This is a genomic window from Paraburkholderia sp. PGU19 (assembly GCF_013426915.1).
GTDB lineage: Bacteria > Pseudomonadota > Gammaproteobacteria > Burkholderiales > Burkholderiaceae > Paraburkholderia.
Map to the genome: position 1 here is coordinate 1,822,395 of NZ_AP023180.1, position 19,344 is coordinate 1,841,738.

A 19,344-nucleotide genomic window follows, 5' to 3' on the forward strand; every position below is an offset into this window, starting at 1 on the left:
AAGGATTCACTTCTTTGCGATGCGGCGCAGCGCGCGCCGAATTTTCAGATCAGGGGAGAGGGAACAGGGCCGCAAGCACAGCGCAACGGCCCGGCAAGGCGGAAAACGTCAGGAGCCGAACATCCGGTCGCGCGCATGCTCGAGATGCAGCCGCATCGCCTGACCGGCCGCGGCTGGGTCCTTGCTGCGGATCGCGTCGAGCACGGCCAGGTGCTCCGCCTGCACGAGCCGCTGGCGTTCGAGCGTCTTCACCAGCGACAGATTGCGCGACAGATTCATGCTGAACACGATCTGCTCTTCGATGAATGACATCATCGTGATGAAGAACTGGTTCTTCGACGCCCGCGCAACCGCAAGGTGAAACGCGAAGTCGTCCTTCGCGCCGATGCCCTGCGTTTCGATCACGCGCTCCAGTTCGTCCCATGCGTGCTGGATCGCGGCGATGTCGTCGGCTTCGGCCATTTGCGCGGCCAGCTCGGCGGCGCCCGACTCCGTCACGATGCGAAAATCGTAGCAGCGGCGAATGTCGGAGAGCGTCTCCAGCGGCGCGAAACGGCGCACGTCCGGGTCCGGACGGCGCGCGACCGTCGTGCCCGAGCCGTGCCGCGTCACGATGATGCCGTCCGCGCGCAGCCTCGCGAGCGCCTCGCGCACCGTCGGCCGCGACGTCTCGAAGCGTTCCGCGAGCGCATGTTCGGTCGGCAGGCGTTCGCCTTCCTTGTATTCGCCTTCGAGAATGCGGTTCAGGATGTCGCCGTAGATCTTGTCGGGCAGACCGGTCGATTTGCGCTCGTTCATCGTCGAGAGAAGCGGCTTGTCAGAATAGATTGGAATTGTAAGGCAAATAACGCGGGCGACCGGGCGAAATAACCGCTCATTTCAGCCAGAAAACGCGTGGTAGCACGCACGCCGCCAGTATGACCGACCTGGCGTCGGACGGCAAAATTTGACAAATGTTTGATTGACATCTGCATTCCCGCCGACGGGAGCGCGCCTTTTTCCGACGATCGTTTAAGCTGCAAGCGCAATCCGGACCCATTCATACCGCTTTCTCGGGCGGCCCGCGCACGCGGAACACGGCGGCGCGACGCTCTCCACGACACGGAGGCTTCATGTACACACGCATCCTGGTTGCCGTCGACGGCAGCAACACGTCGCGCCGCGCGTTCGACGGCGCCCTCAATCTGGCCAGCAAACTGGGCGCGACGCTGCGCGCGTTCTACGCGGTCGAAAACACGCCGATGTACTTCGACGCGCCAGGCTACGATCCCTCCATCTTGCGCAACCGGCTGATCGAGCAGGGCAAGGAGCTGACGGCGGAACTGTCGGCGGCGATGCGCGAACAGGGTGTATCGGGCGATATCGCGGTGGGCGAGGCGTCGTCGCTCGACGACGTGCCGACGCTCGTGCTGCGCGCCGCCGCCGATTTCAACGCCGACCTGATCGTCATGGGCACGCATGGCCGGCGCGGCATGCAGCGGCTGATTCTGGGCAGCGTAGCCGAGCGCTGCGTACGTCAATCGACATTGCCCGTGCTGTTGATTCCATCGGCTGCGGGCGGCGGCGAATCTGAGGAAGAACCCAAGGCCTGAGCGTCGCGTGCGGAAAGAAGCCTGACGCCGCTCAACAACGCGATCGCTTGCGACGCGTCATTTTGCCGCCTGGTTGCACGCGCATCGAGTGGGACAATCGGTTGTCACCCTGCTTGTCAACCTATTAATGCCGGTTGGTCCCATGCTCAATCCCATCGCAGTTACCGCCGCTGTCGCCCCTGCCCGCGCTGTCCGCCGCAGCCCCGCCTCCTCCACGCAGCGCGCCGTGCGCAGCGCTGCACGCTGTTCGTCGTGCGCGATGCGGCATCTGTGCATGCCGCAAGGCGTGGCCGCCAATGAAATGCCGCAGCTCGAAGCGCTGATCTGCTCGGCGCGCTCAGTGCGTCGTGGCGAGGCCCTCTATCGCGCGGGCGATTCGTTCGACAGTCTGTACGCCGTGCGCTCGGGATCGCTGAAGACGGTGATGGCCCATCGCGATGGCCGCGAGCAGGTCACGGGCTTGAGGATCGCGGGCGAAGCGCTGGGCCTCGACGGCATCAGCAGCGACCAGCACGCGTGCAGCGCCGTCGCGCTCGAAGACAGCTCGGTGTGCATCATCCCTTACGCGGCGCTGAAGCATCTGTGCCGCGAGATCAGCTCGATGCAGGAACGGCTGCACAAGCTGATGGGCGAGCAGATCGTGCGCGAGGCCGCGCAAATGATGGTGCTCGGTTCGCTGAGCGCCGACGAGCGTGTCGCTGCATTTCTGCTCGATATCTCCGAGCGCAATGCGCAGCGCGGTTATTCGTCGGCGGAATTCAATCTGCGGATGACGCGCGAAGACATGGGCAGCTATCTCGGCATGACACTCGAAACGGTCAGCCGCACCCTGTCAAGATTTCAAAAGCGCGGACTGATCGACGCACAAGGCCGCCTCATTCATATCGTCGATCCCGACGGCTTGCGCCAGGTCGGCGCCTCGCCCAACCCCTGATCCGCCAGGGTCCGCCGCGCGGCTTCGTCTCGCACGACGCCCGCGCGCACCCGCCTGGCACGTCTCCTGCGCCTGCGGTACAGTTCAAGATTCTTCTTCTCGGCGAGAGTCGGGTCTTCGGCACCCCGCACTCGTCTCGTGCAAAGATGCTTGCTGTCCCCACGAGGAGACCCGGCGAATGAACCGCGACCCCGCACCGCACCACCCGCTGGCCGAACGTCTCATCGACGCGCGCCGCGTGACCGACGCCCTGTTCTCGGTTGTCAAACCCGAATACCTCTATGACCGGCCGATCCGCGAACGTCACCGGATCGTGTTCTACATTGGCCATCTCGAAGCCTTCGACCGCAATCTCTTCGACGAACGCCTGTGCCCGCTGCCCGCGTTTGCGCCGGAACTCGACAGGTTGTTCGCGTTCGGCATCGATCCCGTCGACGGCGGCTTTCCAACCGATCAACCTTCCGATTGGCCTTCGATCGACGTCGTGCGCGACTACGCGAACAAGGCGCGCGCGCAGATCGACAGTTGTCTCGCCGCTTATGAGTTCGGCAGCGGCGGGATGGCGACGGGCTCGCCCGAGCAGCTGATGCATGTCGCCATCGAACACCGGCTGATGCACGCGGAAACGCTCGCGTACATGCTGCATCAGTTGCCGCTGGAGATGAAGGCCGCGCCGGCGGACGTCACGTCCGCCGCGCAATACGCGCGCAACGTCGAAGCGTCGCCGATGGTAAGCGTGCCGGCCGGCGTTGCCGTGCTCGGCATGAAGAAGGAAGATGGCCGCTTCGGCTGGGACAACGAATTCGGCGAGCAGCGCGTCCAGGTCGAAGCGTTCGAGATCGACCGCTATATGGTGACCAACGCGCAATTCCGCGAGTTCATCGACGCGGGCGGCTATCGCAATCGCGCTTACTGGAACGACAAGGACTGGGCGTGGAAGGAAGCCGAGGGCGTCGCGCATCCCGTCACGTGGTCGCAAAACGCTGACGGCCAGTGGACCTTGCGCACGATGTTCGAAGATATCGCGCTGCCGCCCGATTGGCCCGTCTACGTGAGTCATGCGGAAGCGAGCGCGTACGCGCGCTGGGCCGGCAAGGCGCTGCCCACGGAAGCTCAGTGGCAACGCGCCGCGCAAGGCGTACCGAACGCGCCGTCGGGCAATTACGATTTCCGCAGCTGGGACCCGCAAGCCGTCGATGCGTCGCCGGACAATGTCAGCGCGTTTGGCGTCGAAGGCCAGTTCGGCAATGGGTGGGAATGGACATCATCGTTGTTTGACGCGCTGCCGGGCTTCGAGGCGTTTCCGTTCTATCTCGGCTACTCCGCCAATTTCTACGATGGACAGCATTACGTGCTGAAGGGCGGTTCGGCGCGCACCGCGCAATGCATGATCCGGCCGACGTTCCGCAACTGGTTTCAGCCGCGGTATCAGCATGTGTATGCGGGGTTCAGATGCGTCAGGGCTTCTGACAAATAAAGCATAAGTTGGCGAACGCGCCCGGATGTCTAGCGCATCCGGGAGACCGCCTTGAGAATGGAATCGCCATCGCTTGTGACATGAGGACGTGGGCGTCCTGAAGCGAGGTTTTCCAATGATATGAGTTGGCGCTGCAGGAGCGTGTCGAGCTCAGCGCGGCCCAGTTCGATCTGATCCGGCGCATCCTTGATGAGCATCAAGGTGGCGAATTCATGTGGACTCAACATACCGTCTCCTGGATTGAGTCTGTCTGCGCAGGGCAGCATTCCTTACCTTCTCCACCCGGCGAAATAAACGACGTCGGCTCGCTGACATGCAGCAAGCCGACTGCCAGTTCCACTAGCACCTTTAGTGGTTCATCTGCTGGATGCCCGCCACTCGCCACGCCTGGTCACCCTGTGCGTTCCTGACGATGTTCCAGATCTCCTGGAACGGCTGGGCCGTCTGTGCGTCGTCCTCCCGCATCTGACCGTAAAAGCGAACGCTGACCAGTGTTTCATTCGCGTTGCTTTCCGTGCCGACTACCTCAGCATCGAGTTGCGTGACTTCTGTCACGCTCGGCTCGCGGCCCCGGGCTTCCAGATCCATCTTGAGTTGCCTGAACATTTCCGGCGTCGTCAACTCGAACAGGTCACCCTGCTCGTTCCTGTCCCACGCGCCTTGAAGACGCATGAACAGGGTCTTTGCCGACACCAGAAATGCGGCCTGATCGGGCCCGAGCGCAAGTCCCGGTGCCTGCACAGCGCCGGCAGCGCCCATCGAACCCATCGCTGCACGCGGCCAGCCCGTGGGCGTCGCTTCAGGCCGCGCTTGCCCGATCCGATTGAGAAACGGTGAGCCGTTCGTTTGCTGCCAGTTCGCAGCACCATGTCCATAAGCCAGATCCGGACGACGCCGGTTGGCGATAAAGCGGAACAGCATCACGCCGGCGAAAACCACCAGCCCGATGAGCAGCGCATTCGACAGCATTTGCGCGAGCCCTTCACCCAGCCCAAACGACGACAGCAACGCCGCAATGCCAAGGCCGGCCGCGAGGCCGGCGAGCGGGCCCATCCAGCGGTTACCTGCCGCGGCAGCAGGCGCCTGCGTTGCCTGTTGCGCCGGCTGGGCTTGCTGGCGTTGTTGCGCCTGCCCGGACGGCGACGCCGTCTGCGACTGGCGCCCGATACTTTGACTGCCGCCCACCCGCTTCGCTTCAGCATCATTCGACGCCACGGCGCCGAGAGCAAGCAGTCCCGCCAGACCGAGCGCTGCCGTCCCGCGCGTTACCGCACCGGCAGCACGTCGAAGGTGATTGACGAATTGCATGAACATAAAAAAGCCTCTTTGGGTAAGTCCGGGGCTGCCCGGATCGCGTTATTCATCGTCGCGCGAAAAACATTACGAATGGTAATATTTCCGAATGGTCAAACTCGCCGCCGTTGCGCCTGCAATCCGCTATGGCCGACGTGAAAACTGTTGCCGTGAATGTAGTGCTCAAGCTGCCGGATCGTGTGTTCCTGCTCGGTAATCAGGTTCTTGATCAGGTCCCCGATCGACACCATTCCGATCACCTGCCCCGCCGTAATCACGGGCAGATAACGTATCCGGTGCTCGGTCATGATCGCCATGCATTCGTCCGTCGTGTGCTGCGGGCTGACATGGCGCACCGCCGTCGACATGATGTCGCGCACCGGCGTATTCCTTGATGAGCGGTCCATCAGCACGATTTTCCGCGCGTAGTCCCGCTCCGTGACGATACCGGCCAGGCGTCCTTCGTTTGCGACGATCAGTGCTCCTACCTGCCGGTGCGCCATGATCGCGATCGCGTCGTAGACGGATGCGGACGCGTGGGTGGACCACACTGTCTGGGAATCTTTGGAACGAAGAAATTGCGCAACCGATGCCATAAGTCACCTCTATCCGTGGTCGTTAGCCGCTCGCCGGCGTCCAGATGCGAGGCTCCAATCTAACCGAACCTGAGAGAACATAAAATTCGTATTTTTGTTGCCAACACTTCGAAAAAACCGTAGCGTTGAGTGACCGACGGAGGGGGCGTGAACTTCAAGCATCTGCATTACTTTTGGGTTGCGGCGCACGCGGGCGGGATCGTCCGCGCTGGCGAGCAGTTGCACATCTCGCCGCAAACGCTCAGCGGCCAGATCAAACTGCTCGAAGAAGCGCTGGATAAAAAACTGTTCAGGAAGGCCGGGCGCACGATCGAACTGACGGATGCTGGGCGGCTGGTGCTCGACTACGCGGACGAAATATTCTCGCTGGGCTCGGAACTCGAGAGCGCGATGCGGCGCGAGAGCGAATCCGGCGCGCAAACGCGGTTTCGTGTCGGGATCGCGGATTCAGTTCCGAAGGCAATCGCGTACCGGCTGCTGGAACCCGCGCTGAGCGCCTCCATGTCGCTGCGCATGATCTGCCACGAAGGCAAGCTGCATGCGCTGCTTGCGCAACTGGCCGTGCACCGTCTCGACCTGATCATCGCGGATGCTCCCATTCCCGCCGACGTCAACATCAAGGCGTTCAATCACCGGCTCGGCCGCTCGACGCTGAGCTGCTTCGGCGCGCAGACGCTGGTCCAAACTGCCAGAAAACGCTTCCCGTTGTCGCTCAGTCAGTTGCCCGTGCTGCTGCCCGGCACGGAATCCGCCGTGCGCCGCAAGCTGGATCACTGGCTGGCGTCACATGCCATTTCGCCGCGCATCGTCGGCGAATTCGACGACGGAGCAATGACGCTGGCGTTCGGCCGCGAGGGCCGCGGCCTGCTGTTCGCGCCAACCGCGCTGGAGAGCCAGTTACAGGCCGAGCACAAGCTGACGATGGTCGGGCAGATCAACACCATCGTCGAAGAGTTCTTTGCGATCTCGATTGAGCGCCGCATCAGTCATCCGGCTGTCGCGATGATCATGGACGCGGCGCGCAGCGAATTGTTCAGTGGTTAGAGGAGCCCGCTGCTGTCGTGATGTGCCCTTCTGCCGACCCTGAACGACTTCCGAGCCGCCGACTCTAAAGATCAGGGTCCTTCGGCCTCACGTATGAGCCTCTGCGAATTGAATCCATAGAAAACGGACTCAGCGCTATTTGTCCATGCCTCGTTGCGCCGTCGCCAGTCGTTCGAACTGGACTCGAGGCGAGGAGAACGCAGATGATCAGGCTCGTTCGTTTTCTGGTCGCTGCCGCGCTCGGCGCGGGGTCGATCGGCTTCGCGCAGGCGGGTGGTGTGTCGGTAGGCGTCGGCATAGGCATCGGTGTGCCCGGTGTCGTGTATGCCGGCCCGCCCGTTGTCTATGCGCCGCCGCCCGTCATCTATGGGCCGCCGGTGATATATGGCTATGGTTATCCTTACTGGTACGGCGGATATCGAGCCTATTACGGCCGCGGCTACTATGGCCCTGGCTACTACTACAGACGTGGTTACTACGGACATCGCGGCTGGCGCTACTAGATGCGCCGACAGCCCAACCCTCACTGCGCCTCGCCATCCGCCATCGACTGAATGATGGTCGCGAGCTGCCTGCTCATTGGCAGATCGAGGCTGGTGCCCGACGGCAGGCGGCGCAAGAACCAGCGCTTGTACTGGCGATCGATTTCTCCGTCCGCCGCAAGCTCCTGGAAAGTATCCCTCACGACTTGCGCGAGTTGCGGGTCGTCCTTGCGGAACATGATGCCGTACGGGTCATAGGACAGATAGTCGCCGACAACGCGGTACTCGCCGCCCGCGCCGGCATGCTCGGCGATCAAGCCATACAGCAGCACGTCGTCGGTGGCGAAAGCGTCGGCCTTTCCGTCGGCCACCTGCGCGAAGCCCTGCGCGTGGTCAGGCACCACCTGCAATTGCATGCCGAGCCTGAACTTGCCGTCCAGGTCGCGCAGCGCCTTTTCGTTCGTGGTGCCGGCCGTCACCGCGACCTTCCTGCCCGCGAGGTCGCGGAACGAGCCGATAGGCGAACCTTTCTTGACCATCACCTTGGTGCCGGCCACGAAAATGATCGGCGAGAAGGCCACCTTTTTCTGACGCTCCACGTTGCTGGTCGTCGAGCCGCATTCCAGATCGACCCGGCCGCTGACCACCGCATCGATGCGGTTCTCAGGCGTGACAGGCACCCATTGAATGGTCAGGGTCCGGTTGACCGCGTCCCCGATCGCCGACACGAGTGATTTGCACAACTCGATCGAATAGCCGATCGGCTCGTTGCGCGTGTTCATATACGAAAACGGCACCGAGGACTCACGGTAGCCCAGCGCGATGGTGCCCGACTCCCGCACCTTGGACAGCGTGCCCGTCAGCGCGACGGGTGCAACACTGTCGGGAACCGGGCGGGATGACTGCACGTCCTCCTGCGCCCGCACTGCGGCACCGGCCACCAGCAGCCCCGCGATGGCCAGCATCGACCAGAATCGCTGCGTCTTCATCCCCCGCCTCCGTCAGCTTTCTGCCGGATGGGCTAGCGTCGCGTCGAGCTCGGCGTCGATGCGCGCCGCGTTGGCTTCGGCCTCGGCTTCTGACAGCAGTTCGCCTTCCCACTTGCCGACCACCGCGCTCGCGATCGAGTTGCCCACCGCGTTCGTGGCCGAACGGCCCATGTCGAGGAACGTATCCACGCCGAGGATCAGCAGCAGCCCGGCTTCGGGGATGCCGAACTGGTTGAGCGTCGCGGCGATCACCACCAGCGAAGCGCGCGGCACGCCAGCCATCCCTTTGGACGTCATCATCAGGATCAGCAGCATCGTCAGCTGCGTACCCAGCGAGAGGTGGATGTTGTACGCCTGGGCGATGAACAGCGTCGCGAATGTGCAATACATCATCGAGCCGTCGAGGTTGAACGAGTACCCCATTGGCATCACGAAGCTGGAAATCTTGCGATTCACGCCGAAACGGTCGAGCGCGTCGAGGATCTTCGGATAGGCGGCCTCGGAACTCGCGGTCGCGAAGGAAAGCATGAATGCCTCCTTGATCAGCGCCAGGAGCTTGAACACGCGCGGCCCGAGGAACGCGAAGCCGGCCGCCGTGAGCAGCGCCCACAACAGGAAAAGGCTGAGGTAGAAGTCGCCCATGAAGACCGCGAACTTCAACAGGATGGTCAGCCCGTTGACGGCCACGGTAGCAGCCATCGCTGCCAGCACCGCCGCCGGCGCAAGCTTCATCACGTAACCGGTGATCTTGAGCATGACGTGCGAGAGCTGGTCGATCGCGGCCACGAGGACCTTGCCCTTCTCACCCAGCGCGGCGAGCGCGATGCCGAAGAACATCGAGAACACGACGATCTGCAGGATTTCGTTGTTGGCCATCGCCTCGGCGATGGACCTGGGGACCATGTGACCGACGAAGTCCTTGAGCGTGAACTTGGCGGTGGCCAGATTCGCCGACGCGCCGATGTCGGGCAGCGGCAGCCCGAGATTCTCGCCGGGCCTGAGCAGATTGGACATCAACAGGCCAAGCAGCAGCGAGACCAGCGAAGCTGTGACGAACCAGCCCAGCGCTTTGGCGAACACGCGACCGACCGAGGCCGCGTCGCCCATGTGTGCAATGCCGACGACGAGCGTCGAGAAGACGAGCGGGCCGATCACCATCTTGATCAGACGCAGGAACACGTCGGACACCAGCGAGATGTAGCCCGCGATCTCCGCGGCAGCCTTCTTGTCCGGAAAGCTCGTGTAGATCATGTCGCCGACCCCGATGCCCACCAGCATCGCGATCAGAATCCAGATGGCCGCGGTATTTTTTCTGTTCATCTCGAAGCCTCCATTCACCACATGTATTTTGCGGATGGAAAGGTCGAAACAGGATGCGCCTGGTGTTTCCCGGAATGCAATCTACTTCGTTCGAGGCCGCGTCCGGCGGCGGAACATCGCTTGCCGGCGCGCCGCCCCGAGGGCCGGCAAGGACTGACTGCGCCCGTAGTGCGTCGGAACCGCGAATTTCGGCTCGTCCCGACAGCTTACGGTAGATCGTCGAATAGTTAGAGTGTAGCTTAGCCGCTCATCCAGGCAACCTGCGCGAGCGGCTCGCTCAGCGGTGCGTCGAACCGGACACCGCTCAGGCGCCGCGCACGTCCGCGAAGTCTCGTGCCAGTTTGCGGGCGGCATTGGCGAACATCAGGATGTCCACGCCCGTCGCCACAAAGCTGCAGCCGAGTTCCAGGTAGTGGCGGGCGAGCGCCGGATCGGACGTCAGCGTGCCGGCCGCCTTGCCCGAGGCGATGATCGTGCGCATGGCCGAATCGATCGCCTGCTGCACTTCGGGATGCCCGGGCTTGCCGCGATGCCCCATCGACGCTGCAAGATCAGCCGGGCCGATGAACACGCCATCCACGCCGTCGACCGCGCAGATCGATTCCAGATTCGTCAACGCAGTGGTCGTCTCCGCCTGCACCAGCAAACAGATTTCGCTGTCGGCGATATCGAGGTAGTCCGTGCGCGAACTCCAGCGCGACGCACGGCCCACCGCGCTGCCTACGCCGCGCATGCCGTGCGGCGGATAACGCACGGCGGACACGAGCGCACGCGCCTGCTCCGCCGTATCGACCATCGGCACCAGCAGATTGCGCGCGCCGATATCGAGCAGACGCTTGAGCAACGCGGGGTCGCCCGACACGGGGCGCACCACAGGCTCACCGCGGTACGGCGCCACCGCCTGCAGCTGGGACAGCGTCGTGCGAACGTCGTTCGGGGCGTGTTCGCCGTCGATCAGCAGCCAGTCGAAACCCGCCGTCGCGCTGACTTCCGCGAGATACGCATCGGCCATCGAAAGCCAGAAGCCGATCTGCTTGCGGCGCGCGGCGAGTGCCGCCTTGAACGGGTTAGGTGCTGAGATCTGCGCTTCGTTGCTCATGGATCAGGGACTCCGCTGGATGACTGTCAAACCGGATAGGTTCCACCTTGCCGAGGAGGAACAGATAGTTGAGGATCGCGACGCCGATCAGCACAGACGAGAACACGAGCGCAGGCACGAACGAACCCGTCGCGCCGACAATCGCACCCGTGACGATCGGCCCGACCACGCCGCCGATGTTCGATACCGTGTTCTGTATGCCTGCGACCATCGATACCGCATTGGGCGGCGCAACATCGCCGGGCAGTGCCCAGACCTGCGACGCCGCGACCGTCGTGCCCGACTTCGCGATGCACAACAGCAGCACGGCCATGGCGGCCGAATCGGCGAATGCAGCAAATCCGATGCTCGATGCCATCACGAGCCCGACGACGAGGAACAGCTTGCGCGTCGCCGTCAGCGACAGCTTTCCGGATGCATACACACGGTCCGATGCCCAGCCCGCGAGAATCTCGACGATGATCGACGTCAGCAGCGGCAGCGACGCCATCCACCCCATCTCCATCATCGTCATTCCGCGTGCCTTGACGAGATAAGTCGGCAGCCATGTGATGAAGAAGTATGAGTTGTAGTTGATCATGAAAAAGCCGATGCACATCGCCCAGATGTTTCGATGCGCGAGCAGCTTGCGCCGCTGCGGCCGCGCGCTGTGCTCCAACGGTTGCGCCGCCTGGCCGTTCTGGATATGCGCCAGTTCCTCGGCGTTGACCCACTTGTGATCGCGCGGCGAATCGCTGAACGAAAATTTCCAGACGATGAACCACACCACGCCAAGCAACCCGGTCAGCGCGAAGGTGATCTTCCAGTCGAACGCAGCCAGCATCGCGGCAATCAATGGCAACGCGATCGCGCCGCCAAGCTTCGAGCCGCTGTCGAATATGCCTGCCACGGTCGCCCGCTCATGACGCGGAAACCATCTCGACGCGATGCCCGCGTTGCTCGGATAGGCGCCCGCCTCGCCGATACCCAGCGCGACCCGTAACGCGACCAGCGATCTGAAGCCGCTTGCAAAACCCGTCACGGCTGTCGCAATCGACCACCACAGCACGGCAAAGCCCAGCACCTTTTTCTGACCGAAGCGATCGGCGAGCAAGCCAGCGGGCAACTGCAGCAACGCATATGACCAGAAGAACGCGGACATCACCACGCCCATTTCGACGGCGCTCAGATGGAACTCCGACTGGATGCGCGGCGCTGCGGCGGACAGCACCGTGCGGTCGATATAGTTGATCGCAATGGCCGCCCACATCAGGCCGGCCACCCACCAGCGCACCCTCGAACGGCCTCGCACTTGCGCTGCTCGCTGCATGTCACGTCTCCTGTCGTTTTATCGGTTATTTCCTGCGCATCGCGCGACGCTTCGAGGCGTCAGCTCACAATGCCCATATGCCACGGTACGAACTCGTGGTCTCCCAGGTCCAGCAATTCACTCTTGGTGCGTTCGCCCGATGCGGCGCGCACGATGTGGTCGAAAATATCCTTGCCCATTTCCTCGACGGAGCGCTCGCCATCCAGAATGCGCCCGCAGTTGATGTCCATGTCTTCTTCGAGACGCGTGAACATCGGCGTGTTGCTTGCAAGCTTGATGGTCGGTGCGGGCTTTGAACCGAACATCGAGCCACGGCCCGTCGTAAAGCAGATCAGGTTTGCGCCGCTGGCAATCTGCCCTGTCACGGCAACAGGGTCGTAGCCAGGCGAATCCATGAACACGAAGCCGGCGCGATCGATCGGCTCGGCATATTCGTAGACGGCTTGCAGCGGCGTGGTGCCGCCTTTCATCGCCGAACCGAGCGATTTCTCGAAGATGTTCGCGAGACCGCCCTGCTGGTTGCCCGGGCCGACGACACCGTTGAACTGTCCGTTGTGACCGCGCGTATAGCGCTCCCACCATGCGAGGCGATCCAGCAGTTTCTGTCCGACCTCAGGCGTGACGGCGCGACGCGTCAGCATGTATTCGACGCCATGTATCTCGGGTGTCTCGGACAGGATGGCCGTGCCGCCGTGTTGCACCAGCAGGTCCATCGCAGCCCCGAGCGCCGGATTTGCCGTGATGCCCGAGAAACCGTCCGATCCGCCGCATTCGAGGCCGATCTTGAGATGACTCACGGGAACCTGCGTGCGCACGATATCGTTCGCCGCAGGCAGCATCTTTTCGATCGCGGCGATACCGGCTTCGATGGTCGCGCGCGTGCCCCCTACGCTCTGCATCACGAGCGCATGCATCGTCTTGCCAGTTTCGAGTCCTTGCGATTCGAGCAGATCAGCAACCTGGTTGCGCTCGCAACCCAGTCCGACCACCAGCACGCCCGCGAGATTCGGATGCCGCGCGTAGCCCGCAAGGGTCCGGCGCAACACGTCGAAATGCTCGCTGGGCGATGACATTCCGCATCCGCTCGTCTGCGCAAACGCGACCACGCCATCGACATTCGGATACGCGCGCAGCCGTTCGGGCGTGAACCACGCCGCGATATTCTTGATGACCGTCGACGAACAGTTGACGGACGCCAGAATACCGATGAAATTTCGCGTCGCCACTCGCCCATCCGGACGAACGATGCCCGCGAACGTTGCGCGCTCGTGTTCGGGAATGTAATCGACGGGCCGCACGTCGAGACCGAAACCCGGATCGCGCTCGAAATCGATCAAGGCGATGTTATGGGTATGAACGTGCTCCCCTGCATCGATATCACGCGCCGCAACGCCGATCACCGCATCGTATTTGCGCACCGGCTGCCCGCGCGAAATCCGCACGCCCGCAACCTTATGACCTGCTGCGATCTGCGCGCGCATCCGTAAGACCGCGTCGCCGATGCGCACCTGCTGCCCGATCGACAGCGCCTCGCGGGCGATCAGCACGTTGTCCCGATGATGGAGCCTGAGTAACGGCCCGGTGAAACTGGTGTTTGCCTGCAGCATTCGGCACGTCTCCGCTGGCCGCGCCCCGATGGACACGACCGTTGATTGTGGGGCCGCTGTTATCGCCCGATGTTCTCATTTGATGTTACCGGTTTATGTAACCGGTAACATTGGTGCTATCGTAGTATGGTTTTGGGATAATTGCCAACGACTTTTTTCTTCAGGACCCTGTCTTCGTGACCAAACTCCCGACAGAACTCGCCCTGCCCACCCCGGCAACCGCTTCGCGGCGCGCGCGCAAGAACACGGGCCGCGTCACGTTGAGCGACCTGGCAAGGCTGACGGGCGTGACCAAGGTCACGGTGTCGCGCGCGTTGAACAGCCCCGATCTGGTATCGAGCGAAACGCTCGAACGCGTACGCGAGGCGGTGCGGCAAACCGGCTATACGCCCGATCTGATTGCCGGCTCGCTCGCTTCGAATCGCAGCCGGCTCATCGTCGCGCTCATCCCGGCGATCGCGGGCGGCGTGTTCCAGGAAACGGTCGCTGCGTTGACGAGCGAACTCGCGGCAGCGGGTTATCAGCTACTGCTCGGCCAGAGCGGCTATGACGAATCGCGTGAAGAGGCACTGCTGGATGCGATCATCGGCAGGCGTCCGGCGGGCATCGTTCTGACGGGCGTGGTCCACTCGGAGGAATCGCGGCAGAAACTGCGGGCGTCGGGCATCCCCGTGGTCGAAACGTGGGACATCACGCGCACGCCGCTCGACATGCTGATCGGCTTTTCGCATCAGAAGATCGGTAAAGCGGCGGCGGACTATCTTCGACAGCGCGGCGCGCTACGGCCCGCGATCGTGACGCCCGACGACCGTCGCGCACAGGCCCGCGCCGAAGCGTTCATCAAGGCCTTCGATAGCAGCACGCCGATACCTGTCGTATCGGTCGAATCGCCTGCCAAACTCGGCGACGGCCGGCGCGCGCTGGCCCGTCTGCTCGACGAACACCCGTCGATCGACGCGGTTTTCTGCGGCGCCGACATCATGGCGCTGGGCGTATTGATGGAAGCCCGCCACAGGAACATGCGCGTGCCGGAGCAACTCAAGGTGATGGGCTACGGTGACCAGAATTTCTCGGCCGATACGGACCCACCGCTTACGACGGTCCGGATCGACGGTACGAAAATCGGCGAGCTGGCTGCTGCGATGCTGATCGCGAAGATAGAAGCGGGCACCATGCGCCAGCGCAGGATCGATGTCGGCTTTACGATCGTCGAGAGAGAATCGGCCTGACAGTGATCAACCGGCGTCCCCTTCGTTCGACTGCGGCGGAAAGACAACGGCCTGTCGTGGCTGAGTCAGCATCGACGGTTGCAGAATTTCGTCGAGTTGCGCCCGGCTCAGCAAACCCTTCTCGATGACGATCTCGGCGACGCTTCTCCCCGACGCGAGCGCCTCCTGTGCTACCTGCGTCGCGTTGGTATAGCCGATATAAGGATTGAGCGCCGTCACGATGCCGATCGAGTTCTCAACGAGCGCGTGAAGCCTCTCACGATTCGCCGTGATCCCGTCAACGCATCTCGAAGCAAGCGTGAGACATCCCGCGCGCAGGTGTGCAACGCTCTTGAAGAGGCTGTGCGCGATGAGCGGCTCGAACGCATTCAATTGCAGCTGACCGGCTTCTGCCGCAAAGCTCACTGTCACGTCGTTACCAATGACTTCAAAGGCGATCTGGTTGACGACTTCCGGAATGACGGGGTTGACCTTGCCAGGCATGATGCTGGAGCCAGCCTGCACGGGCGGCAGATTGATCTCACCAAAACCGGCGCGCGGACCGCTCGAAAGAAGCCGAAGGTCGTTACACGTCTTGGAGAGTTTGATGGCGACACGCTTGAGTACGCCCGACAACTGCACGAACGAGCCCACGTCTTGTGTCGCCTCGACGAGATTGGGTGACGTGGTGACGGGTATGCCCGTGATACTGGCAAGATGCCGGCACGCGAGCGCAGCGTACTCGGGCGACGTGTTGATCCCGGTGCCGATGGCCGTTGCGCCGAGATTGATTTCGCAGATCAGCTTTGACGCTTCCGTGAGCCGCTCTTCGTCTTCTCCTAGCATGACCGCGAATGTGCTGAACTCCTGACCGAGCGTCATGGGAACCGCGTCCTGCAGTTGCGTTCGCCCCATCTTGAGGTGGTCGCGGAATTCCTCGGCCTTGCGTTCGAACGAGTGACGCAAGATACCCATCGCGTGGACCAGTTGAACGATACCCATGTACGTCGCGATCTTCAACGCGGTCGGGTACACGTCATTCGTGCTTTGACCGAGATTGACGTCTTCATTGGGATGCAGCAGCGCGTAGTCGCCGCGCTGGTGGCCAAGATGCTCCAGCGCCAGATTGGCGATCACTTCGTTCGCGTTCATGTTGGTCGACGTGCCCGCGCCGCCCTGAATGACGTCCACCACGAACTGGTCATGCGCCGTACCATTGCGGATCTCCCGACACGCATGAACGATCGCCTTCATCTTGTGCTCCGCAAGCAGGCCGAGGTCGTGATTGGCCATGGCCGCCGCCTCTTTCACGCTCGCCAGCGCATTGACGAGATTCGGATACGTCGAGATCGGGATGCCCGTGATCGGGAAATTGACGAGTGCCCGAAGGGTGTGCACGCCGTAGTAGGCGTCATTCGGCACAGGGAGGTCGCCGAGAAGATCATGCTCGATGCGTTCATTGGACGTGGACATCGTGTTGCTCCGTTAGCGTGTCAGTAGTGGTTCGATGGCACCCGATGCACCAGGGCAACGGGATCATCGGGTTGACAGGATTGGCTTTATCTTGCGCTGTTGCTGGTGGGTGAATCGCTGGCCGCCGTCGCATAGGCGATGCACTGCCGGGCGAGCACGTCGGTCGGATCGATCAGCTTCACGCGAGCGCCGTTTCTGCCTGTGAACTCACTGTGAGGAAGAAGAAGGGGGAGCTCGGTGCAGCCCAGGACGATGACTTCGACACCTTCGGCAATCAGGCCTTCGACGGCTGCAGCGATGTCTTCCTGACACTGCCCCGTCGTGAACCCGGCCTTGACCCCTTCCTTGCCGTAGATCGCATCCATCACGCGCGCCTGGAGCGCGGGTCCCGGCGCAACCTGGCGAAGCCCCTGCGATTCGAGCGCTTTTTCATAGACACCGCTCGCAATCGTGCCCGAGGTCGCGAGAACGCCGATCTCGCGATGCGCCGGATACGTCTCGCGCAGATAGCGGACCGTTTCCGTCAGCATGTTCACGATGGGTATGCCGAGGTACGGCTGGATGCGTTCCACAAAAGCGTGAGCGGTGTTGCACGGAATGGCGATGATGTCGGCATCGCCCTCCTCCAGGCGCTTGCACGTTGCGTACAGCGACACCGTCGGGTCTGCGCCGTCGCCGATCAGATTCTCGGTACGATCGGGAATCTGCGGGTTCTGTTCGACGAGCAACCGGATGTGATCCTGGTCCCGTTGGGCCGGTGTATTGCGCACGATCTTGTCGAGGAAATCGATCGTCGCAGCGGGGCCAACTCCGCCCACGACCCCGACCTTGAACACACCCGAGGGCGGGTCGTATTGGCCCGACACGACGTGCTGTGCGTACACGAGGTTGGAATCGACCAGCGGCACGCTCAGCAGACGGATTTCATCCGCGACGAGCGCGATCTCGGTCATGCCCGGAACGATGACATCGACGCCTTGCTCAATGAGATCCGCGCAAGCGTTGTGCAGCAGTTCAACCGGCCGGCCACGCAGATGACCGCTCTTGATGCCTTCCGGGCCATATACCGCTTCAGTGACGAGGTCGATGCCTTCGTTCATGCGCGGGTGGACAATCTCGAACTCCGGCGATGTGAAGTAACGCTCGAACAGTCGTTTCTCCCGCGTGTAGTCCGACGCGAGGACACCTATCCGACGCGCTCCGCGAAATCGCCTGCGGACATGGTGACGCACCGCTTCAACCATATCGACGATCTGCAGCGTCGTGTTCGATTTCAGTTCATCGATGAAGGTATGACTAAGAAAGCAGGGAAGCACGACTGTCGTCACGCCCCGCTTTTCAAAATCGCGGATCATGTTGAAGATGTAGAGCTTGCGCTCGGTCGTGGCGGCGCTTCCCACGCCCGAACTCCTGAACGGATGCTGCTGGAAAATCAGATCGGCGTGCTCGGCGTCCGTCGACGGCGGCATTGCCTTCACGAGCTTGAAGAACACGTCGGCGCTTCCCAGCGGCCCGAGGCCGCCGACGATACCGTACTTGCGCCTGTTCTCGACGATCCCGGGCGTCATTTCGCTCCAACCTCCGCCTGATCGAACAGCGACGCGTCTGCCGGTTCGCTCTGCCGGCGACCCTCCCACTTTGCAATGACGGCGGTCGCTACGCTGTTGCCGATGACATTGGTCATCGTGCGTCCCATATCGAGGATCTGATCGATGGCGAGCACCATCGCCACGCCTGCAGCTGGCAGATGAAACATCGGCGCCACTGCGGCGACGACGACGACCGAACCGCGCGGCACACTGGCCATGCCCTTGCTGCTCAGCATCAGCACCAGCAACATGAAGATCTGCTGCGAAACGGGCATGTCGACACCAAAGGCCTGCGCGATGAAGATCGCGGCAAACGCCTGATACATCATCGAACCGTCCAGATTGAATGCATAGCCCAGCGGCAACGTAAAACCGACGACCTTCTTGTCGACGCCGAACTTCTCCAGTTGCTCCGTCAAACGGGGATAGGCGGCCTCACTGCTGGCCGTCGAGAAGGCGATCATCGCCGGCTCGCGCACAGCCTTGAGCAAGGTACCGACGCGACGGCCGAGGAACACGTAGCCAACGCCCGTCAGAATCAGCCACAGCAGCGCCAACCCCAGATAGAACGAGCCGATCAGCTTGCCGTAGGTGTAGAGCACGTCGACGCCCCGCAGCGTCACCGCCGATGCAATGGCGCCGAACACGCCCAGGGGCGCGGCGCGCATCACATAGTTGGTCAGGCGCAGCATGACGGGCACCATCCCGTCGATGGCCTTGATGACGACCATCACGCGTTCGTCTTTCTTCAACGCACTGAGCGCAAGTCCCAGCAAGACCGAGAAGACGAGAATCTGCAGGATGTCGTTGCGCGCCATCGCATCCATCAGGCTGGTCGGAAACGCGTGCGTGATGACGTCCTTGACGTTCAATGCCGACGTATTGAGCCCGGTACTCACCTCACCGGCATTCTCGACCAGATGCAGGCCGGCGCCCGGCTGCAGCAGATTGGCCAGCACGAGACCCAGACTCAGCGACAACAAGGATGCACAGAGGAACCAGCCGACGGAGCGCAGGCCGATCCGGCCTACGTCCTGCCCGCTGTCCATCCCGGCCAGCCCGGACACGAGGGTCGCGAAGACCAACGGCGCGATGATCATCTTGATGAGCCGCAGAAAGATGTCCGTGACGATCGAGAAATAACCGGCCACGGCCTTTACCGTCGCCGGGTCGGACAAGCTCGTGTGACACACATAGCCGGCAACGACCCCGAGCACCATCCCGGCGGCAATATTCAGTGTAAGGCGATTTTTCATGTCCATCCGTCCTTGAGTGGCGCAATGCAATCGCAAGGTGACTGCAATGCGCTGGAAGAGGTCCGGAGCGGCGTCG

Annotated in this window: 18 protein-coding genes; 6 read left to right on the forward strand and 12 right to left on the reverse strand. The window is 62.4% G+C overall.

Annotated features, from left to right (window positions below):
* Positions 1-108: 108 nt before the first annotated feature.
* Complete coding sequence (locus H1204_RS25770; RefSeq protein ID WP_180731350.1) at positions 109-798, reverse strand: FadR/GntR family transcriptional regulator; 690 nt, start codon at positions 796-798, stop codon at positions 109-111.
* A gap of 314 nt (positions 799-1,112) precedes the next feature.
* Here H1204_RS25770 and H1204_RS25775 point away from each other — a divergent pair, with 314 nt between their 5' ends.
* The 3 genes from H1204_RS25775 (at position 1,113) to H1204_RS25785 (ending at position 4,003) form a co-directional block, all read left to right on the forward strand.
* The gene (locus H1204_RS25775; RefSeq protein WP_180731351.1) at positions 1,113-1,592 is read left to right on the forward strand and encodes a universal stress protein; all 480 of its coding nucleotides are present in this window, start codon (positions 1,113-1,115) and stop codon (positions 1,590-1,592) included.
* Positions 1,593-1,851: 259 nt separating this feature from the next.
* Positions 1,852-2,526, forward strand: a complete 675-nt coding sequence (locus H1204_RS25780; RefSeq protein ID WP_346015760.1) for a helix-turn-helix domain-containing protein — start codon at positions 1,852-1,854, stop codon at positions 2,524-2,526.
* 178 nt (positions 2,527-2,704) lie between these two features.
* Entirely contained in the window at positions 2,705-4,003 is a 1,299-nt protein-coding gene (locus tag H1204_RS25785; RefSeq protein WP_180731353.1) for an SUMF1/EgtB/PvdO family nonheme iron enzyme, read from the forward strand.
* Positions 4,004-4,032: 29 nt separating this feature from the next.
* Here the strand turns inward: H1204_RS25785 and H1204_RS25790 are convergent, their stop codons facing one another.
* The 3 genes from H1204_RS25790 to H1204_RS25800 form a co-directional block, all read right to left on the reverse strand.
* Entirely contained in the window at positions 4,033-4,230 is a 198-nt protein-coding gene (locus H1204_RS25790; RefSeq protein WP_180731354.1) for a hypothetical protein, read from the reverse strand.
* Positions 4,231-4,351: 121 nt separating this feature from the next.
* The gene (locus H1204_RS25795; RefSeq protein ID WP_180731355.1) at positions 4,352-5,317 is read right to left on the reverse strand and encodes a TIM44-like domain-containing protein; all 966 of its coding nucleotides are present in this window, start codon (positions 5,315-5,317) and stop codon (positions 4,352-4,354) included.
* A 92-nt stretch (positions 5,318-5,409) separates the two neighbouring features.
* Positions 5,410-5,892, reverse strand: a complete 483-nt coding sequence (locus H1204_RS25800) for a CBS domain-containing protein (RefSeq protein WP_180731356.1) — start codon at positions 5,890-5,892, stop codon at positions 5,410-5,412.
* A 147-nt stretch (positions 5,893-6,039) separates the two neighbouring features.
* Here H1204_RS25800 and nhaR point away from each other — a divergent pair, with 147 nt between their 5' ends.
* Together nhaR and H1204_RS25810 are read left to right on the forward strand one after the other, a co-directional pair.
* The gene (gene nhaR, locus H1204_RS25805) at positions 6,040-6,936 is read left to right on the forward strand and encodes a transcriptional activator NhaR (RefSeq protein WP_180731357.1); all 897 of its coding nucleotides are present in this window, start codon (positions 6,040-6,042) and stop codon (positions 6,934-6,936) included.
* Between the two features lie 203 nt (positions 6,937-7,139).
* Complete coding sequence (locus H1204_RS25810; protein ID WP_180731358.1) at positions 7,140-7,439, forward strand: hypothetical protein; 300 nt, start codon at positions 7,140-7,142, stop codon at positions 7,437-7,439.
* Between the two features lie 20 nt (positions 7,440-7,459).
* On the opposite strand, the gene H1204_RS25815 is transcribed toward H1204_RS25810, so the two are convergent.
* The 5 genes from H1204_RS25815 to H1204_RS25835 all read right to left on the reverse strand — a co-directional run bounded on the left by H1204_RS25815 (position 7,460) and on the right by H1204_RS25835 (position 13,742).
* On the reverse strand, positions 7,460-8,407 hold the full coding sequence (locus H1204_RS25815) for an amino acid ABC transporter substrate-binding protein (protein WP_180731359.1): 948 nt from the start codon (positions 8,405-8,407) through the stop codon (positions 7,460-7,462).
* Between the two features lie 12 nt (positions 8,408-8,419).
* A complete protein-coding gene (locus H1204_RS25820) occupies positions 8,420-9,727 on the reverse strand; it encodes a dicarboxylate/amino acid:cation symporter (RefSeq protein WP_180731360.1) in 1,308 nt (435 codons plus the stop codon).
* A gap of 304 nt (positions 9,728-10,031) precedes the next feature.
* Positions 10,032-10,826, reverse strand: a complete 795-nt coding sequence (hpaI, locus tag H1204_RS25825; protein ID WP_180731361.1) for a 4-hydroxy-2-oxoheptanedioate aldolase — start codon at positions 10,824-10,826, stop codon at positions 10,032-10,034.
* Positions 10,795-12,135, reverse strand: coding sequence for an MFS transporter (locus H1204_RS25830; RefSeq protein ID WP_180731362.1), 1,341 nt, complete (start codon positions 12,133-12,135; stop codon positions 10,795-10,797). Before H1204_RS25830 ends, hpaI begins: the two co-directional genes overlap by 32 nt.
* Positions 12,136-12,194: 59 nt before the next feature.
* Positions 12,195-13,742 carry an altronate dehydratase family protein gene (locus H1204_RS25835; protein ID WP_180731363.1) on the reverse strand — a complete coding sequence of 516 codons (1,548 nt, stop codon included), beginning with the start codon at positions 13,740-13,742 and terminating at the stop codon, positions 12,195-12,197.
* A 260-nt stretch (positions 13,743-14,002) separates the two neighbouring features.
* On the opposite strand from H1204_RS25835, the gene H1204_RS25840 reads away from it, so the two are divergent.
* Positions 14,003-14,971 carry a LacI family DNA-binding transcriptional regulator gene (locus H1204_RS25840; RefSeq protein ID WP_180733311.1) on the forward strand — a complete coding sequence of 323 codons (969 nt, stop codon included), beginning with the start codon at positions 14,003-14,005 and terminating at the stop codon, positions 14,969-14,971.
* A 6-nt stretch (positions 14,972-14,977) separates the two neighbouring features.
* Here H1204_RS25840 and aspA read toward each other — a convergent pair whose 3' ends face one another.
* The 3 genes from aspA to H1204_RS25855 all read right to left on the reverse strand — a co-directional run bounded on the left by aspA (position 14,978) and on the right by H1204_RS25855 (position 19,268).
* A complete protein-coding gene (aspA, locus tag H1204_RS25845; RefSeq protein WP_180731364.1) occupies positions 14,978-16,423 on the reverse strand; it encodes an aspartate ammonia-lyase in 1,446 nt (481 codons plus the stop codon).
* An 86-nt stretch (positions 16,424-16,509) separates the two neighbouring features.
* On the reverse strand, positions 16,510-17,991 hold the full coding sequence (locus H1204_RS25850; protein ID WP_180731365.1) for an amino acid racemase: 1,482 nt from the start codon (positions 17,989-17,991) through the stop codon (positions 16,510-16,512).
* A complete protein-coding gene (locus H1204_RS25855; RefSeq protein ID WP_180731366.1) occupies positions 17,988-19,268 on the reverse strand; it encodes a dicarboxylate/amino acid:cation symporter in 1,281 nt (426 codons plus the stop codon). Before H1204_RS25855 ends, H1204_RS25850 begins: the two co-directional genes overlap by 4 nt.
* Positions 19,269-19,344: the final 76 nt, after the last annotated feature.

What these genes read in the sequence shown, in the direction of transcription:
- H1204_RS25795 (WP_180731355.1), bottom strand. Translation starts at nt 5,317, where the DNA reads ATGTTCATGCAATTCGTCAATCACCTTCGACGTGCTGCCGGTGCGGTA.
- H1204_RS25830 (WP_180731362.1), bottom strand. Translation starts at nt 12,135, where the DNA reads ATGCAGCGAGCAGCGCAAGTGCGAGGCCGTTCGAGGGTGCGCTGGTGG.
- H1204_RS25835 (WP_180731363.1), bottom strand. Translation starts at nt 13,742, where the DNA reads ATGCTGCAGGCAAACACCAGTTTCACCGGGCCGTTACTCAGGCTCCAT.
- H1204_RS25800 (WP_180731356.1), bottom strand. Translation starts at nt 5,892, where the DNA reads ATGGCATCGGTTGCGCAATTTCTTCGTTCCAAAGATTCCCAGACAGTG.
- aspA (WP_180731364.1), bottom strand. Translation starts at nt 16,423, where the DNA reads ATGTCCACGTCCAATGAACGCATCGAGCATGATCTTCTCGGCGACCTC.
- H1204_RS25850 (WP_180731365.1), bottom strand. Translation starts at nt 17,991, where the DNA reads ATGACGCCCGGGATCGTCGAGAACAGGCGCAAGTACGGTATCGTCGGC.
- hpaI (WP_180731361.1), bottom strand. Translation starts at nt 10,826, where the DNA reads ATGAGCAACGAAGCGCAGATCTCAGCACCTAACCCGTTCAAGGCGGCA.
- H1204_RS25810 (WP_180731358.1), top strand. Translation starts at nt 7,140, where the DNA reads ATGATCAGGCTCGTTCGTTTTCTGGTCGCTGCCGCGCTCGGCGCGGGG.
- H1204_RS25820 (WP_180731360.1), bottom strand. Translation starts at nt 9,727, where the DNA reads ATGAACAGAAAAAATACCGCGGCCATCTGGATTCTGATCGCGATGCTG.
- H1204_RS25785 (WP_180731353.1), top strand. Translation starts at nt 2,705, where the DNA reads ATGAACCGCGACCCCGCACCGCACCACCCGCTGGCCGAACGTCTCATC.
- H1204_RS25775 (WP_180731351.1), top strand. Translation starts at nt 1,113, where the DNA reads ATGTACACACGCATCCTGGTTGCCGTCGACGGCAGCAACACGTCGCGC.
- H1204_RS25770 (WP_180731350.1), bottom strand. Translation starts at nt 798, where the DNA reads ATGAACGAGCGCAAATCGACCGGTCTGCCCGACAAGATCTACGGCGAC.
- H1204_RS25780 (WP_346015760.1), top strand. Translation starts at nt 1,852, where the DNA reads ATGCGGCATCTGTGCATGCCGCAAGGCGTGGCCGCCAATGAAATGCCG.
- H1204_RS25855 (WP_180731366.1), bottom strand. Translation starts at nt 19,268, where the DNA reads ATGAAAAATCGCCTTACACTGAATATTGCCGCCGGGATGGTGCTCGGG.
- H1204_RS25815 (WP_180731359.1), bottom strand. Translation starts at nt 8,407, where the DNA reads ATGAAGACGCAGCGATTCTGGTCGATGCTGGCCATCGCGGGGCTGCTG.
- H1204_RS25790 (WP_180731354.1), bottom strand. Translation starts at nt 4,230, where the DNA reads ATGTTGAGTCCACATGAATTCGCCACCTTGATGCTCATCAAGGATGCG.